The sequence below is a fragment of the Paenibacillus sp. FSL R10-2771 genome, assembly GCF_038000205.1.
GTDB classification, from domain to species: domain Bacteria; phylum Bacillota; class Bacilli; order Paenibacillales; family Paenibacillaceae; genus Paenibacillus_AQ; species Paenibacillus_AQ phytohabitans.
Map to the genome: position 1 here is coordinate 1161511 of NZ_JBBOBM010000001.1, position 16762 is coordinate 1178272.

General features: G+C 49.6%; 16 protein-coding genes. 14 read left to right on the forward strand and 2 right to left on the reverse strand.

Translation table 11 applies throughout. The features are described 5' to 3' along the window. The first annotated feature begins 300 nt into the window (after positions 1-300). Positions 301-1533 (forward strand): extracellular solute-binding protein, encoded by a 1233-nt coding sequence (locus NSU14_RS04915; protein WP_042139402.1) that lies wholly within the window; start codon positions 301-303, stop codon positions 1531-1533. Here NSU14_RS04915 and NSU14_RS04920 read toward each other — a convergent pair. Then, positions 1525-2655 carry a hypothetical protein gene (locus NSU14_RS04920; protein WP_052422050.1) on the reverse strand — a complete coding sequence of 377 codons (1131 nt, stop codon included), beginning with the start codon at positions 2653-2655 and terminating at the stop codon, positions 1525-1527. The two genes, NSU14_RS04915 and NSU14_RS04920, sit on opposite strands and share 9 nt — an antisense overlap. A gap of 206 nt (positions 2656-2861) precedes the next feature. After that, positions 2862-3098 carry a DUF2626 domain-containing protein gene (locus NSU14_RS04925; protein WP_039304209.1) on the reverse strand — a complete coding sequence of 79 codons (237 nt, stop codon included), beginning with the start codon at positions 3096-3098 and terminating at the stop codon, positions 2862-2864. Between the two features lie 347 nt (positions 3099-3445). On the opposite strand from NSU14_RS04925, the gene NSU14_RS04930 reads away from it, so the two are divergent. From NSU14_RS04930 to NSU14_RS04990, 13 genes are all read left to right on the forward strand, one after another. After that, positions 3446-4093 (forward strand): RsfA family transcriptional regulator, encoded by a 648-nt coding sequence (locus NSU14_RS04930; protein WP_340943250.1) that lies wholly within the window; start codon positions 3446-3448, stop codon positions 4091-4093. 132 nt (positions 4094-4225) lie between these two features. Next, on the forward strand, positions 4226-5206 hold the full coding sequence (locus NSU14_RS04935) for a ketopantoate reductase family protein (RefSeq protein ID WP_340943253.1): 981 nt from the start codon (positions 4226-4228) through the stop codon (positions 5204-5206). A gap of 33 nt (positions 5207-5239) precedes the next feature. Beyond that, the gene (locus NSU14_RS04940) at positions 5240-5599 is read left to right on the forward strand and encodes a DUF3397 domain-containing protein (protein ID WP_305954203.1); all 360 of its coding nucleotides are present in this window, start codon (positions 5240-5242) and stop codon (positions 5597-5599) included. Between the two features lie 150 nt (positions 5600-5749). Beyond that, positions 5750-7474: a peptide ABC transporter substrate-binding protein gene (locus tag NSU14_RS04945; protein ID WP_340943256.1), complete on the forward strand. Its 1725-nt coding sequence runs from the start codon at positions 5750-5752 to the stop codon at positions 7472-7474. A 227-nt stretch (positions 7475-7701) separates the two neighbouring features. Continuing rightward, complete coding sequence (locus NSU14_RS04950) at positions 7702-8634, forward strand: ABC transporter permease (RefSeq protein WP_039304450.1); 933 nt, start codon at positions 7702-7704, stop codon at positions 8632-8634. A 3-nt stretch (positions 8635-8637) separates the two neighbouring features. Then, positions 8638-9585 (forward strand): ABC transporter permease, encoded by a 948-nt coding sequence (locus NSU14_RS04955; RefSeq protein ID WP_042139397.1) that lies wholly within the window; start codon positions 8638-8640, stop codon positions 9583-9585. A gap of 14 nt (positions 9586-9599) precedes the next feature. Next, the gene (locus tag NSU14_RS04960; RefSeq protein ID WP_042141541.1) at positions 9600-10595 is read left to right on the forward strand and encodes an ABC transporter ATP-binding protein; all 996 of its coding nucleotides are present in this window, start codon (positions 9600-9602) and stop codon (positions 10593-10595) included. Then, complete coding sequence (locus NSU14_RS04965) at positions 10592-11512, forward strand: ABC transporter ATP-binding protein (protein ID WP_042139395.1); 921 nt, start codon at positions 10592-10594, stop codon at positions 11510-11512. The genes NSU14_RS04960 and NSU14_RS04965 overlap by 4 nt, the downstream gene beginning before the upstream one ends. A gap of 187 nt (positions 11513-11699) precedes the next feature. Beyond that, positions 11700-13331, forward strand: a complete 1632-nt coding sequence (bshC, locus tag NSU14_RS04970; RefSeq protein ID WP_340943262.1) for a bacillithiol biosynthesis cysteine-adding enzyme BshC — start codon at positions 11700-11702, stop codon at positions 13329-13331. 24 nt (positions 13332-13355) lie between these two features. Then, positions 13356-14627 (forward strand): adenosylhomocysteinase, encoded by a 1272-nt coding sequence (locus NSU14_RS04975; protein WP_042139393.1) that lies wholly within the window; start codon positions 13356-13358, stop codon positions 14625-14627. Between the two features lie 203 nt (positions 14628-14830). After that, complete coding sequence (gene mraZ / locus NSU14_RS04980; RefSeq protein ID WP_039304237.1) at positions 14831-15268, forward strand: division/cell wall cluster transcriptional repressor MraZ; 438 nt, start codon at positions 14831-14833, stop codon at positions 15266-15268. 38 nt (positions 15269-15306) lie between these two features. Further along, positions 15307-16260 carry a 16S rRNA (cytosine(1402)-N(4))-methyltransferase RsmH gene (gene rsmH / locus NSU14_RS04985; protein WP_039304239.1) on the forward strand — a complete coding sequence of 318 codons (954 nt, stop codon included), beginning with the start codon at positions 15307-15309 and terminating at the stop codon, positions 16258-16260. Positions 16261-16283: 23 nt separating this feature from the next. Further along, positions 16284-16679 (forward strand): hypothetical protein, encoded by a 396-nt coding sequence (locus NSU14_RS04990; RefSeq protein WP_042139392.1) that lies wholly within the window; start codon positions 16284-16286, stop codon positions 16677-16679. The last annotated feature ends 83 nt before the right edge of the window (positions 16680-16762 follow it).

A 16762-nucleotide genomic window follows, 5' to 3' on the forward strand; every position in this document is an offset into this window, starting at 1 on the left:
AAGGCGATAGCACCGGAGGGGAATTTTGGAACTGGAGGAGCGGGAGCGTCCGCCTTTGTCTCCGGATTTCAACCGCGCACAGCGGTTCAATCGAAGAAATCTGGAGACAACAGCGGCCGGAAGTCCAAATATTCACCGCAGGTGCGAATACCGCCTAACCGGCGACTGGTTCATCAGACTCACCCCCTCATGCCGTTCACACCTATATAATAGAAAGAGAACGTTTTCACAAACGCAGACAAGCACGTATATGTCTGCTAAAATGAGGAAGACGAGGATCACGGGAGGAGAGAGAAGCACGTGCTGAGACGCAAAAACTATTGGCTGCTGTTTGCTGTTCTGCTGCTGTCGCTGACAAGCCTGTCGCCCAGCATGGAGCTGGATACAGACGAGGGAAGCTATCCGCCCAGACAGCCGCTGGACCAATCGGAGCGCCCTCCTTCAGGTGAGCTTGGGGACGAGCAGAGCTTGACCATCCGCGTATCGCTCAGCAGTTTGGAATTTGGCGTACTGCAGCGGATCAGCAACAATTACAGCCTGTCGAGCGGGGTCAGCGTTCAACTGACCAATGTGGACACTGAAGAAGATGGAGCCTCTCAGGTACGGGAGGAACTGACGGTTGGGGATAGTCCGGATATTGTAATGCTGGACGGCCACAGTATTTTTGATCTGGCTTCCCGGGGATATTTGCTGCCTGTGGATATATACCAGAGTGTTCCCGGGAGCACCCCTCTTACCATGCTGATCCCGCAAATGCAATGGAACGGATACGACTGGGGCGTTCCGCTCGATATCGATCCCTATGTAATGGTATATTCTCCGCAGCGGCTTGCGGAATGGGGGCTGTCCGGGGCACCGTCAAGTCTGGAAGAATGGAGCGGACTGCTGAGCCGGCTGAACGAGGAGGAGACGAAGGAACATTATTTGCTGGCAATGGATACGCGGAACCCTTATGGTTATGCAGCTGTACTTCAGAGCATGGGAGGCGGACTGCTGTCTATGAGTGAAGCGCAAGCGGCTTGGACGGAAGCTGCCCGCGGATATTTTTATCTGACCAGCCGGTTTAATCAGGATATCTGGAATATGCTGCAGGATGGCAAGCTTGCGGTGGCCGTAGTGCCGCTCTCCGAATGGAGAAAATATGGAAACTCCACGCTGGCGGTCCAAGCGCCGCTGGAACAGACGGGCCACAACATCTACGAGGCAATCCATAGCCGCTTTTTTGCGCTCCCGGCACAATCCGGCAGCCCGGAGGCAGCGGTCAAGTGGCTTGCTTATGTGACCTCGAGCTCGGCTCAGCTGGAATGGCTGGAGAATACAGACCATCTGCCTGCACTGGATGAGCTGTACCGCTCTGGATTGCCTGAAATCTCCCGGCTTCCGTTCGACTCCGGATTATTCCTCACCGATGATAATGCCCCCGAGTCAGACTCTGAGGGCGAGTGGAGCCGCAAGGCTGAAGCGGCAATGCTGCTCATGACCGGCAAGCTGGATGCTGCAGGATATCAAGCAGCGGCCGCAGCCTCAGAATGAGAGGGACAGCTTGACATGGAGCACGCCGTCCGAGCTGGATACTTCTGTGGCATGCAGGAATGAGACGATTTTTGACGGATAGAAGCCCAGATCGAACTCTTCCTCCAGCGCCTGACGGGTAGTATCCGGCAGCTCCAGTCCATTGAAGACCACATGGTCCACATGGAACATTAATCCGTTGACCGGTTCCTCCTGAATGGTGTAATGACCGGTCAATGTCAGTGACAGTCCGCCGCTTTTCCCCGTGGCTGTAATCTCGTTATCCTTGAAATGAAAAGCGAAATCCTTGAACAGCGTATTCTGCGTGACCAGGAATTCGTTCAAATCCTCTTCCTTCAGCGCAAGATTATAAGTCATCCCCTTACGGACCAGCACACCGTCCCGGTTCTGGACGAACTGCGGCAGATGCTTCATCGCCGAGGATAACGCCTTGAAATAAGTCTTAACCTCATGTATTCCGATATTCTCCCAATATTTACTGAATTCCTCCAGCAGTACCCCCATGCGCTCAGGATCTGTACTGGCCTGAATACCGCCCTCAATTTCTTCATTCAAAGCAAGCACACGCTTCTGCTGCTCCTGGAGCGCTGTTTTGAGCCCGGCGAGCTCATCAGAGCTGCGCTGTGCGGCCGCAATTGTTTTTTTCAAATCCTTGTATTGTGTTTCATACTGTGACAGCGTGTCCCGGTCCTGCCCCATAATAATCTCATAATAATCATAAAGAGCGAGTACTCTGCTGATGCTTTTGGCGGACAGTAAAGCTGCAAGCAATCCGTCGCGTTCCCCCATATAATAAGCCCGCACAACTGCGCCTGCGCGTTCCTGCTGATCTGCAATGGCCGTTTGTTTGGCGGCAGACTGCCGGGTCAGCGTGGCGACTTCACTTTCAAGTGCTTGTTGTTCTGCCGTAATCCGGACAATCTCCCGTTCAATCTCCGCTGAGGACAGAGTCTGTTCGAGCAGCCTGCGGGTTTCTTCATTATCCGGAACGGCAGGTGCTGAAGCACTGAGGCCGGAACCTGGGCCGGCGGACAGATATACCGGTGAAGCCAGCGGCAGAAGTGTGCAGGTGAGAAGGAGTAGAGCTGCAAATAACCGGCGTAAGGAACTGCGGAATAACACCACATCACCACCTTGAACAGAGTTGAGTAATAGGTATGTACTAATAATATGTTTCTGCCTGTTAAAATATCATACCCTGTTTCGGCATCCGGGAACTACATTCGGACAAACAAAATTACAGCGAAAACATATAAATTCCCATACAAAAAAAACGGAGTTGCTCCTTGAGATAAAGGAACACTATCCGTTTCAGTACTGTATATGCGTTACAGCGGCAGACCCATCTGAAAGACTGTCCAATAACTGAAGCCTGTAAAGGTCAGGATCATATAACCCCAGAAGAGCAGAATGTAGGTCTTTTCAGTGAATTTCATGTAGCCGAGGATCACAAAAAAAGCGGTTTGTAAAAAGAATAGCAGGGCCATTTCCGTAAGATCACCGGCGAAAGCCATAAGTCCGATAACGAGTGTGAAAAATCCCAATACGCGAAACATGCGGTCCAAGAGAGAGTCCCCCTTCCAGTATGAATCCGGATACTGCTGCTTATTTATCATTATAACGGCTCTGCAAAACACTGTAAACGAATTCATTGAAAAAAAAGGCAGGGAATCATAATATTTATGATTTTTATAATTGACACAAGCTTTTCTCTTGGAATTTAAGAATTTATAGCATTGTAAGTATGATGTTCAGCCAAAATGGCAATACAATTTAGTATCAAATAGATTCTATGAACTCTAATAGAGGCATAGAAATGGAGTAAGCAGCTTTTATCCTTATTCACTACCCGGCAAGAGCTGCCGGTTCTGAAGATGGTTATTTCATGATGTTGTTAGGAGGGTTAGGCTTTATGACAGCCGTTAGACAGGATGCTTGGAGTGCGGAAGATGATCTGATATTGGCAGAAATAACGCTGCGTCATATCCGTGAGGGCAGCACACAGCTTGCTGCTTTTGAAGAGGTGGGTGAAAAAATCGGGAGAACCTCGGCTGCCTGCGGTTTCCGCTGGAACAGTTGCGTACGCAAAAGTTACGAGGATGCTATCGGGATTGCTAAAGGCCAGCGTCAGAAACGAAGTTATTTGAAGAAACAGCCGGTTTCCAGAGGTGCGCAGGTAGCGGGACTGATTCTTGGAGACATTGAAGAGGACTACGGACGAAGCGAAGGGTTAAGCGAGAACAGCTTATCGATTGATGCGGTAATCCGGTTTCTGAGACAATGGAAAGGCACGTTCCAGGAGGCTGGGCGGCAGCTGAAGATGCTGGAGCGGGATTTGCGAGAGAAGGAAGATGAACTGACGGAGCTGAGAGCAGAGAATGAACGCTTATCCAAGGAAGTCAATCTAGCCCAGAGCGATTACCGTGTAGTCAATGATGATTACAAAGCGCTGATCCAGATTATGGACCGGGCCCGCAGACTCGCATTTCTAAATGAAGAAGAAGAGGAAAAAACCCGCTTCAAAATGGACGCGAATGGAAACCTGGAACGGATCGAATAGAACATGAATCCCGCAAATCCTGCATCCCAGTGCCTCACGGCACCGGCATTGCAGGATTTTTTGTGTTTTGCTTTGAGCGGAGGTGCAGGATATAATTAGGAAAATTACCGGGCGGCAGGAGGATGTGTTTGCATGAAAATTGATATTATAGGGGCGGGGGCGCTCGGGCTCCTGCTTGCCGGCAAGCTCATTAGTGCGGGGAGTGAGGTCAGACTGTGGTGCCGGAGTGAGCAGCAGTGCAGAGAATTAGCAAGCAGCGGTCTAACGGTCAGCTATGAGGACGGCGGGGAGGCGATATCCGTTAAGGGTGACCGCTTCTCGGCCGAACCGGTGAGTAAGTATACGCAGCGGCAGCTGGCTGATCCGGGAGAGGTGACATTGCTAACCGTCAAACAAACGGTGCTGCATCATGAGCTTCCGGAGATTCTGCGGCCGCTTCATGACCGGAATCTTACAATGATATGTTTCCAGAACGGCTGCGGACATATAGAGCTGCTGCAAGAGCTGCTGCCGGAATCCTCCCTCTGGGTGGCGGTAACCACTGAGGCTGCCAAGAGGAAAACATTAACAGAGGTTATTCATGCAGGTAAAGGGGAAATCTGTATAGGGAAAAGCAGTCACTCTCTGCATCACAATGAATCAAACGCACAGGATTGGGACCATGACAGCGTAATAAGTTTTACTGAGGCCCTTGCAGCAGCAGGATTCAACGCCTCTCTGTCGAAAGAAGTGGATACCATCATTTACCGGAAGCTCTTGATCAATGCTGTAATTAATCCTCTAACCGCAATATGGCGGGTCCCAAACGGCGGGCTGTTGGCTTCACCTGAGCGTGTACAGATCATGAAGGAACTGTACACAGAGGCCGTACAGACCTATGATGCCTGCGGGATTAACTATGAGAAGTATGTCTGGGAGGCTATTCTTGAAGTATGCCGGGCTACATCGGGCAATATTTCATCTATGCTGGCCGATGTGCTTGCTTCAAGGGAAACGGAAATCCGCTGGATTAACGGAAGCATTGTGAATATGGGGCAGCAGCAGGGGGCTCAAGTCCCGCTGCACCGCTGGATCTGCGGACTGGTAGAGGGCATGACTGTGAGGGAGAGGTGAGGCTGTTTGGAATTTTTGCGGAATTCGTTCGGCGTGTTAAGCGTTATTCCGATTGTTCCTTTTTTAATCGTTTATTTCGCGGGCATTGGTCTTAAGCAAGAGAAGAGAAAAACTTTTTTGCTGGCGATGGACGTGACTACATTATTTTTATTGCTGTCAGTTTCAGGATTATTCAATACGATCTTTCATTCGAATTTCGGGTTCTTTCTTATACTACTTATTGTATTAATATCCGCTGGACTGATTGGAGGCGCGCAAAACCGGCTCAAGGGATCGGTCGACGGAAAACGGTTACTACGGGCAGTTTGGCGACTTTCTTTCTTTTTTATGGGTGCCAGTTACGTATTATTTATGATTGTAGGCCTCATACGATACATATCACAAGCGATGTAATGTTCCACTGCTCCGGTGAAGCGTCAACGTCACAAAATTTTAAAGAATTAAAAAAAAGTCGTTTTCAGAAAATATTGCTCTAGATTTTTTTGACCACTGGTTGTATAATCATAAACCATATACCACATTCTATTTAGGGGGAACTGCTAGATGAAGAAGAGTAAAAGTCTATTGCTCATGTTCGCATTAGTTTTGGTTATCGGCACAGTGCTTGCTGGCTGCGGCGGAAACAACAACAATGCTAACAGCGGCACCAATGCTGCAGCAACAAATGCAGCTGGTAATGAAGGTAGCACGAACACAGGAACAACTGGTGACGAGAAACTGGCTGCTGACCAGACACTTAGAGTCAACCTGACTGCAGAACCACCTACTTTTGACCCTGCTCAAGCTCAGGACAGCCAAGCTAATACCGTCCTGAAAACTATGTATGAAGGTTTGACCCGCATGAATGACGAAACTGGCCAAGCTGAGCCGGGAATTGCCGAATCTTGGGAGATTTCCCCTGACGGTCTGGTATATACATTCAAACTGCGTGATGCACAATGGAGCAACGGCGACCCTGTAGAAGCTGCTGACTTCGTTCGCGCCTGGAAAATCGTGCTGGATCCTAACACAGATCCAACTGCACCTTATGCTTACCAATTGTACTACCTGAAGAACGCTGAAGAATATTATGGAAAGAAAGTTACAGATTTCAACGAAGTGGGCGTAAAAGCTGTTGATGCGAAAACTCTTGAAGTTACGCTGAAAGCACCAACTCCATACTTCCTTGGCCTTCTGTCCTTCTATACTTATTACCCTGTACACAAATCCGTTGAAGGTAATACTAAATGGGCAACAAACAAAGATACTATGATCACTAACGGTGCGTTCACATTGACTGAGTGGACTACCGGCCAATCCCTGCAAGTAAGCAAGAACGATAAATATTGGGATGCTGCTAACATCAAGCTTGCTAAAATCGACTTCTCCCTGGTTAACAGCGGCGCAACTGAACTGCTGAGCTACAAGAACGGTGAACTTGACCGTGCTGGTGCACCACACGGCGAAATCCCGCAAGAACAGATTCCTATCGTACAAAAAGAGCTTCCTAACGAATTCCAGAGAAAAGGTATCGCAAGTACCTACTACTATGAATTCAATATCACTGAAAAACCTTTCGACAACGTTAAAATCCGTAAAGCCCTGGCAATGACTGTTAACCGTCAATCGCTGATCGACAACGTAACACTGGGCGGACAAATTCCGGCATTCGGCTATGTACCTCCAGGTATTGCTGGCGCTGACGGCGAGTTCCGTACTGCAATTAAAGACGACTACTTCACTGAAGATACTGAAGCAGCTAAGAAATTGCTGGCTGAAGGTCTGGCAGAAGAAGGTCTGACTGAACTGCCACCGGTTGAATTGTCTTACAACACAAGTGAAGGCCATAAGAAAATCGCTTTGGCTGTAGCTGACATGTGGAAACAAGCTCTGGGTATCACTGTAAACACTGTTAACCAGGAATGGGCAGTATTCATCGACAACCGTCAAAACCTGAACTACCAGATCGCACGTGCTGGCTGGACTGCGGATTACAATGATCCAATGACCTTCCTGGATATGTGGGTAACAGGCGGCGGTAACAACGATACTGGTTACGCTAACCCTGAATATGACAAGCTGATCGCTGACGCTAAAGCAAGCTCCGACTTGGCTGCACGCCAAGAAATGTTTGCAAAAGCTGAAAAAATGATCATTGAAGATGATATGATCCTGATTCCGTTCTACTACTACACAAACAACTCCCTGACTAAAGAGTACCTCAAAGGTGTAACTCTTGACTTCAGCGGTGCAATTGACTTCACTCGTGCTTACCTGCTTGAGCACTAAGAATTGTAGAACCTTCGGTTAGCTTAACTGAATAGTGGTTGTCTGAAGGTAGCAATATACTTCGGGATATATATGTGGAATTCCATATATATCCCTTTTTTTTGCATTTCAGGCTTTTTGTTAAAGATTTCACGAACTTACAAAATAAGAAATTAGACAAATGGCCAATTTTTTCATAAAATCTAATTATGTGTCTTAAAAAAATGTCGAAGGAGGTGTTGATGGGGATGGTTCGTTATGTTGCCAATAAGTTCTTCTATATGCTTGTCTCGCTGTTTGTGCTAATTTCAGCGACCTTTTTTCTGATGAAAGCCATTCCGGGGGACCCGTTTACTTCTGAAAAGAAAGTTCCGCCGGAAATAAAAGCGCGTTTATACGAGCAATATGGACTGGACAAGCCGCTCTATCATCAGTATTTCAAGTATTTGGGTGAAATTGTCCAGGGTGATCTGGGTGTATCCATGAAGCGTCTGAATCAGGATGTAACTCACTTGATCGGACAAACGTTCTCGGCGTCTCTAAAGCTGGGGGTTATCGCAATTATAGTGTCGGTTATTGTCGGAGTCTTTCTCGGCATGATGGCGGCACTCTATCATCGCAAGTTTATTGACAGTGCGGCTATGGTGCTGGCGGTGCTGGGAATTGCGGTTCCGAGCTTTGTAGTCGCCTCGCTGCTTCAGTATGTGTTTGCCTACAAGTTCCACATGTTCCCGGTTTCCGGATTTAAGGGTCCGCTGTATTATGTCTTACCTGTAACCGCACTCTCGGCACAGCCGATAGCCTTTATAGCGAGGCTAACGCGCTCAAGTATGCTGGAAGTGCTGCATGCAGATTACATCAAGACGGCTAAGGCCAAAGGCCTAAGCTGGGCAGCAATCCTAAGCCGTCACGTACTGCGGAACGGAATTCTGCCGGTTGTAACTTATATGGGACCTATGACGGCTAACATCGTAACAGGTTCTGTAGTTATCGAGCAGATCTTCGGTGTCGGCGGTATCGGTAAGCAATTCGTCGAAGCGATTGGTGTGCGTGACTATACCGTTATTATGGGGATTACGATCTTCTACGGCGTATTGCTCATGCTAGCACGCTTTATCACGGATATTGCTTATGTGTTTGTAGATCCGCGTATCAAACTAAGTGGTGGAAAGGAGGGCTAAAGATTGGCTTCTGACAAAAAATTGGTATCGCAGGATGCGAACCTGAAACCGGAAGATTTCCGTAAAATTGGAATTGATGAGCGGCAAGCTGAAGTCATTCAGCGCGAAAGTTTGTCTGCCTGGCGGGATTCCTGGGAACGTCTGCGCCAGAACAAAATGGCAATGACAGCACTGGGTATTCTTGGACTGATTATCCTTGCGGCGCTTATCGCTCCGTTGTTCTCAAAGTACAATTACTACTCAAATGATTTGCTCAGTACCAACAAGCCTCCTTCATCCGAGCACTGGTTTGGTACAGATGATCTGGGACGCGATATCTTTGTCCGTACCTGGTACGGTGCACGTATCTCACTGATTGTCGGCCTGGCTGCCGCTGCCATTGACCTTTTGATCGGGGTTATCTACGGCGGAATCATGGGTTACTTCGGTGGACGTGTAGACAATATCATGAACAAGGTATCTGAAATTCTTTACTCCATTCCTTACCTGCTGGTTGTTATCCTGCTCCTGGTTGTGCTTGAACCAAGCCTTGGAACGATCATCCTTGCGCTGACGATAACGGGCTGGATTACCATGTCCTGGATTGTCCGCGGCGAGATTATGCAGCTGAAGAACCGTGAGTTTGTTCTGGCTTCGCGTTCGATGGGTGCAGGGTCCAAAAGACTGTTGTTCAAACACCTTTTGCCGAATGCGGTAGGTCCGATTATCGTAACCATTACACTGTCTGTACCAAATGCCATCTTTGCTGAAGCGTTCCTGAGTTTCCTCGGACTTGGTGTACAGGCTCCTGTAGCTTCCCTCGGATCGATGATCAATGATTCACTGACTGGCTGGCTTTATTATCCGTGGCGTTTCCTGTTCCCGGCTATCCTGATCAGCTTGACCATGCTTTCCTTTAATATTTTTGGTGACGGTCTCCGTGATGCACTGGATCCTAAGCTGAAGAAATAAGGAGGTGAACAATGATGGAACCCATTCTGCAAGTCAAGGATTTGCAAGTTTCCTTTTTTGTAAAAGGCGGAGAAGTTCAGGCTGTACGCGGTATGAACTTTGAAGTAGGCAAAGGCGAGACCGTAGCCATTGTCGGTGAATCCGGCAGCGGCAAAAGTGTCACTGCACAGTCAATTATGCGGCTGCTGCCTGCCCCGCTCTCCAAAGTGAAGCAAGGCGAGATTGTTTTTCAAGGAAAGAATCTGCTGGACCTTAGCATGAAACAAATGGAATCGATTCGCGGCAAAGATATTGGCATGATATTTCAAGACCCGATGACTTCTTTGAACCCAACTATCAAAGTGGGCAAACAGATAACCGAAGTTTTGATCAAACATCAGAATATGTCAGCGGCCGAAGCGAAACAGCAAGGTATTGAAATGCTGCAATTAGTAGGCATTAAAAATGCGGAGGCTCGCTTTAACCAATATCCCCACGAATTCTCCGGCGGGATGCGCCAACGCGTAATGATTGCCATTGCTCTGGCCTGCCGCCCGGCTCTCCTGATTGCGGATGAGCCGACAACGGCGCTTGACGTAACCATTCAGGCGCAAATCATGGAAGTTATGAAAGAGATGCAGCAAAGACTAGGGACCTCCATCATCCTGATTACACATGATCTCGGCGTGGTTGCCGGCATGTGTGACCGGGTCATCGTAATGTATGCTGGTGAAGTGGTCGAAACAGGGACACGCTGGGAGATTTTCAAGAATCCCCAGCATCCTTACACCAAAGGTCTTTTGCGGTCGATGCCGCGTCTTGACCAAAAGAAGGGTGAGCCGCTGATTCCGATCATCGGTACTCCCCCGGATCTAATTAAGCCGCCGGTCGGTTGCCCGTTCACAGCGCGTTGCAGCGAAGCAATGCATGTCTGCGAACAGATCGATCCCGGCGCCACAGAGTTCAGCGAAACGCATATGGCGCGCTGCTGGAATCTGCATTCGATGGCCAAGGAGGTGCAGTTCGTTTGAGTAAGAATCTGATTGAAGTAGAAGGTCTTAAGAAGTATTTCAATGTAGGCAAGGGAAGAGTTCTTAAGGCTGTTGATAATATTAATTTCTCGATTCGCGAAGGCGAAACCCTGGGTATGGTAGGGGAGTCCGGTTGCGGTAAGACTACTGCAGGCCGTACGGTTCTCCGCTTGTACGAGCCGACTGCAGGAAGCGTGAAATACAATGGTACAGATATCTACAAATTGTCCGGCAGCAAGATGAAGGCTATGCGCCGTGATATGCAAATGATCTTCCAGGATCCGTATGCATCGCTTAACCCGCGGTTCACGGTTTCGGATATCATTGGTGAAGCACTGGACATTCACAATCTTGCGGGAAGCCGTCTTGAACGCAAGAAACGGATTGAAGAGCTGCTGGACATGGTTGGTCTTAACCATGATCATGCAACCCGTTATCCGCATGAATTCTCAGGCGGCCAACGCCAGCGTATCGGTATTGCCCGTTCCCTTGCGGTTAATCCTAAGTTCATCGTCTGCGATGAGCCGATCTCCGCACTGGACGTGTCAATTCAGGCACAGGTAGTCAACCTGCTCAAAGAACTTCAGGACCGTCTCGGACTTACTTATCTCTTCATCGCGCATGACCTGTCCATGGTTAAGCATATCAGTGACCGTGTAGCGGTTATGTACCTGGGCAAAATGGTTGAACTCGCGGAAAGCGAAGAATTGTACGCTAACCCGATCCATCCGTACACCAAGTCGCTGCTCTCAGCGATTCCGGTTCCGGATCCGGAAGTGGAAGCGAACAAAAAACGCATTCATCTGCATGATGAGCTGGGCAGCCCAATTTATAGTGCAAATGAAAAAACCAATGATAGCGATTATGAATTGGTCGAAGTGTCCAAGGGACATTTCGTCGCTAAACAATTCGCTTAAAATTAACAGCATTATAACCGTAGGCGGGAGCGTTCAGCTCTCGCCTATTCTTTCAATTCATGCAAGTGTAGCTGCATGGCGGCGCTTCTTTCTTTGACGCCGCACCCAACTTTGGATACAATCATAAAGGGTTTACCGATTTATGATTACATACAGCAGGTTATAGTAGAACAGGAGGCAATTGCATATGAATGTTGTACCGGAACCACTTCCTGGCGGATCTGCGCTCGCCAGTGACTATATACATCAATATGAAACTGTAGGACATTTGTACGGCGGGGATTTCCGCAACCGGGAGAGCCGGGTTAAGCGCGCAGAATGGCTTGATGGAACCGCAGGGCTCCGTGCAGACCGTACCGCGGTTGTTTCATACTTACGCAGCTATAACGGAGAGCATAATGCCCATGAAGCGGTAATGCGCTCCCTTGACTTATTGGAGCAGCCGGATACGCTGGTGGTCACAGGCGGCCAGCAGAGCGGTTTGTTCACAGGTCCGCTCTTTGTAGTATATAAGGCTATTACTGCAATTCAGGCTGCGCGGGAAGCAGCAGCCCAGCTTGGGCGCCCCGTTGTTCCGCTGTTCTGGATTGCCGGTGAAGATCATGACTGGGATGAAGTCAATCATACCTATGTACTGAACCGGACGGGCGAAATTACGCGGATTAAGCTGGATAAAGGCGAAGGTCCGCGTTCTTCTGTCAGTGAAATCAAGGTGGAAGCAGAGAGCTGGCTTCAGGCAATAGGGCAGCTGGACGGACTGCTGCAGGATAGCGAATTCAAGCCGCAGGTTATGGAGTTTGTCACAGCAGCTTCGCTGGGTGCGGACAATATGACTGCCGCTTTTGCCAAGCTGATGGGTTCTCTGTTTGGGCAATACGGGCTGATTCTGCTGGATTCTGCCGATTCCGCGCTGCGCAGACTTGAAATGCCAATGTTTGCTGCAATGATCGAGCGCAATGACGAGCTCGAGGCTGCCTACACCGCAGCGGCTGATCGTATTGCTGCGGGCGGATACGTGCTGCAGGCGGATGTGACACCCGGGAATGCCAACCTCTTTTATATACATGAGGGCGCACGGCTTCTGCTGCATAAGGAGGGGGACAGATTCGCAGACCGGAAATCCGTGGTATCTTTTTCCCGTACAGAGCTGCTGGAGCTGCTGGAGAGCCATCCTGAGCGGTTCAGCAACAACGTGCTGACGCGTCCCTTGATGCAGGACTATGTACTGCCTGTGCTGGCTACGGTGCTGGGACAAGGAGAAATGGCTTACTGGGCGATTCCGCATCAGGCCTTTAAGGTGATGGGCGGACAAATGCCGCTGATTATTCCGCGCATGTCTTTTACAGTCATAGAGGGAACGCTTCACAAGCATATGGATAAATACGGACTGTCCTTCACGGATGTACGTCTTGGTCTGGATGATAAACGCAAAGAGTGGTTAACGGCGCAGGATGAGCTGAAGATTGAAGAACGGTTTGAACAGACTAAGGCCGCATTCTCCGCGATGTACGAGCCGCTGATTGAGCAGCTTGGCGGAATTCAGGCAGGTCTGCTGAAGCTGGGGAACAGTAACAAGGACAAGATTATGGATCAGATCTCCTTCCTGCAGGGCAAAGCACTGGATGCGATGGAGAAGCAGAATGAGGCGGCGCTGCGGCAGTGGGAACGGATTGAGCTGTCCGTTATGCCTCTGGGTAAACTGCAGGAGAGAGTATATAATATGATGTATTATCTGAACCGTTACGGTCCGGGCTGGCTGGAGGAACTAATGGCCGTACCCGCCGATTACAGCGGAACACACCGCATCATTTATATGTAGGAATATATTATAGGAGGTTATAACATGAGTTCTTTGTCCAAGGAAAATAGTATCGTAACCGATATGTCGCTCGCGCCCGAGGGGCATCTCAAAATCGACTGGGTTCGCCAGCATATGCCGGTACTGAACCGTATCCGTGAGCAGTTCGAAGCGGAGCAGCCGTTCAAGGGCCTTAAGGTATCGATCACGCTTCACCTGGAAGCCAAAACCGCTTATCTGGCCAAGGTGGTACAGGCTGGCGGGGCCGAAGTTACGATAACCGGCTCGAACCCGCTGTCCACACAGGATGATGTGTGTGCCGCATTAGTTGAGGACGGCATCACCGTGTTCGCCAAATATAATCCGTCACCCGAAGAATTCAAGGCGCTGAACATCAAGGCGCTGGAGAGCAAGCCGGATCTGATTATCGATGACGGCGGAGATTTCGCCACACTGCTGCATTCCGAGCGTCCTGACCTGATGGAGAATGTCCGCGGCGGCGCTGAAGAAACAACTACAGGAATTATCCGGCTGAAGGCGCTGCAGAAGCAAGGCATGCTGAAGTTCCCGATGGTGGCTGTAAATGACGCCTATTGTAAATATTTGTTCGATAACCGCTATGGCACAGGCCAATCGGCATGGGACGGCATTGTTCGCACAACCAACCTGATTGTGGCCGGCAAGACAGTGGTTGTAGTGGGCTACGGCTGGTGCGGTAAAGGTGTAGCGATGCGGGCCAAGGGTCTCGGAGCGAACGTGATTGTTACTGAAGTGGATGCGATTAAGGCCGTAGAAGCCCACATGGACGGATTCCATGTGATGCCAATGCTGGAAGCAGCGAAGCGCGGCGACTTCTTCGTAACCGTTACCGGCAACCGGTATGTTATCCGCGGCGAGCATTATGATGTCATGAAGGATGGTGCGATCCTCTGCAATGCCGGACACTTCGATGTTGAAGTGAACAAGCCGGAGCTGGCTGAACGCTCCACCTCCCAGCGGACGGTGCGGAAGAATATTGAAGAGTATCTGCTGAAGGATGGACGCAAGCTGTACCTGCTGGCTGAAGGACGTCTGGTGAACCTGGGCGCAGCCGATGGCCATCCGGCAGAAATTATGGATACCACCTTTGCGCTGCAGGCCTTATCCCTCAAATATGTGAATGATAATTATAAAGATATCGGCGTCAAGGTGGAGAATGTTCCGTATGAGCTTGATGAGCAGGTTGCGCGTTATAAGCTGGAGAGTCTGGGAATCGCCATTGACAGCCTGACGCAGGCACAGGTGGACTACCTGGACAGCTGGAATCTGAACGACTAAAGAATGGATCTGCAAGAGCCCGGAGCCAATCAACTGGCCCGGGTTTTTATTTTTTGCGGAATATTGCAGAGCCACTTGACAAACAAGAAAAAATTACCTTGCTTCGGAAAAAGGTTTTTGATTTTTAATGGCGAATCTATTATGCTTAAGTGGTGAAAAGTGGGGCAAAGTGGGGAATCGGTACTTAGGGGTGGGGAAAGATCATGTTTATGGGGGAATACCAGCATAGCATTGACGACAAAGGCCGGATCATTATCCCGGCTAAATTCCGTGAATTGCTCGGAACCTCCTTCGTGGCGACCCGCGGCCTCGACTCCTGCCTGTTTGTTTATCCCATGGAAGAATGGGGAATCATGGAGCAAAAGCTTAAAAGCCTTTCACTGATGAAATCGGACGCCCGTGCCTTCAGCCGCTTTTTTTTCTCGGGAGCGACCGAATGTGTATGGGACAAGCAAGGCAGGGTGAATCTGCCGGGGAATCTGCGGCAATATGCCAAGCTGGACAAGGACTGTGTTATTCTGGGCGTTTCGAACCGGGTGGAGATCTGGAACAAGGAGCTATGGGAGCAGTACTTCGAACAGTCAGAGGAATCGTTCAACGAGATTGCCGAGAAATTGGTTGATTTCAATTTTGATCTATAAAACATACAATTCGAATTACTGCCTTGGAGGGATGCAGCTTGTTTCACCACATCACGGTGCTTAAGGAAGAAGCGACAGAAGGGCTGCACATCAAGAAGGATGGTATATACGTTGACTGTACGCTCGGAGGAGCCGGGCACAGTTCGCTTATTGCATCCAAGCTTAGCGGCGAAGGACGGCTGATCTGTCTGGACCAGGATGACTGGGCGCTGAACAATGCCAAAGAGAGATTGGCCGAGTACGGAGACAAAGTGGTTACGGTTAAGACCAACTTCCGTGACCTCGAGCAAGTACTGAAGGAACTGCCCTTTGTTCCGCAAAAGGACGGAGTTCCCCAAGTGGACGGGATTCTGTTCGATCTGGGGGTATCTTCTCCACAGTTTGACGAAGGGGAGCGGGGGTTCAGCTACAATCACGATGCTCCGCTGGATATGCGGATGGACCAGTCGGCACAGCTGACTGCGGCCGATATCGTCAATACCTGGAGTGAACAGGAAATTGCCCGTGTGCTTTTCCAGTATGGAGAAGAGAAGTTCTCACGGCGGATTGCCCGCAAAATTGTGGAGCGCCGGGAAGAACGTCCGGTGGAGGGCACCGGAGAATTGGCTGAGCTGATTAAAGAGGGCATTCCAGCAGCTGCGCGGAGGACAGGAGGACATCCTGCCAAACGGAGCTTCCAGGGCCTGCGGATTGCTGTCAATGATGAGCTGGGAGCTTTTGAGGATGGACTGCATGCTGCCGTACGCTGCCTTGCACCTGAGGGAAGAGTATCCGTAATTACCTTCCATTCGCTGGAGGACCGGATCTGCAAACAGATTTTCAGCAGCTATTTAAGCAGATGTACCTGTCCGCCTGATCTGCCCTACTGTGTGTGCGGCGCCAAAGGAACCCTGAAACTGATTAACCGCAAGCCCATCGTACCCGGAGAAGAGGAACTGGAGCTTAATTCACGTGCCCGTTCAGCCAAACTGCGCATTGCAGAGAAATTGTAAATGACGATAAAGGAGAGTCAGAGATGGCCTATACCCGCGGCAATTTAGCAGTTCAACCCAAGAGAAAAGAAGAGGTAAACCCGCTTTACCGTGAGAAGACAAAAGTCGTCACCAGGCGGAGAGTGCTTCCGCTGCAGGAGAAGCTTTTGTATATGATGACGCTGGGAGCCTTTATCCTGGTATCTGCCGCCCTGATCTGGCGTTACGTCCATATTTATGATTTGAACTTGCAGGCACAGAAGCTGGACAGCGAGATCGCGAAGAGCAAGAAGCAAATTGCTACCTATCAGATGGAGAAGCAGACGCTTGAACAGACGGTGGTCAAGCGGGCGGAAGAGATGGGATATAAGACTCCTCCTGTAGATTCAACAATCTATGTACCGCTTAGTAAACAGGTCACTGACAAAGCCGGCAATTAATCAGCGATTGACTTCAATCGCAATAATAGAATCTGTGAGGTTTGCTATGGTAAAAAGAATAAAACTTCGCACGCTGTTTATAG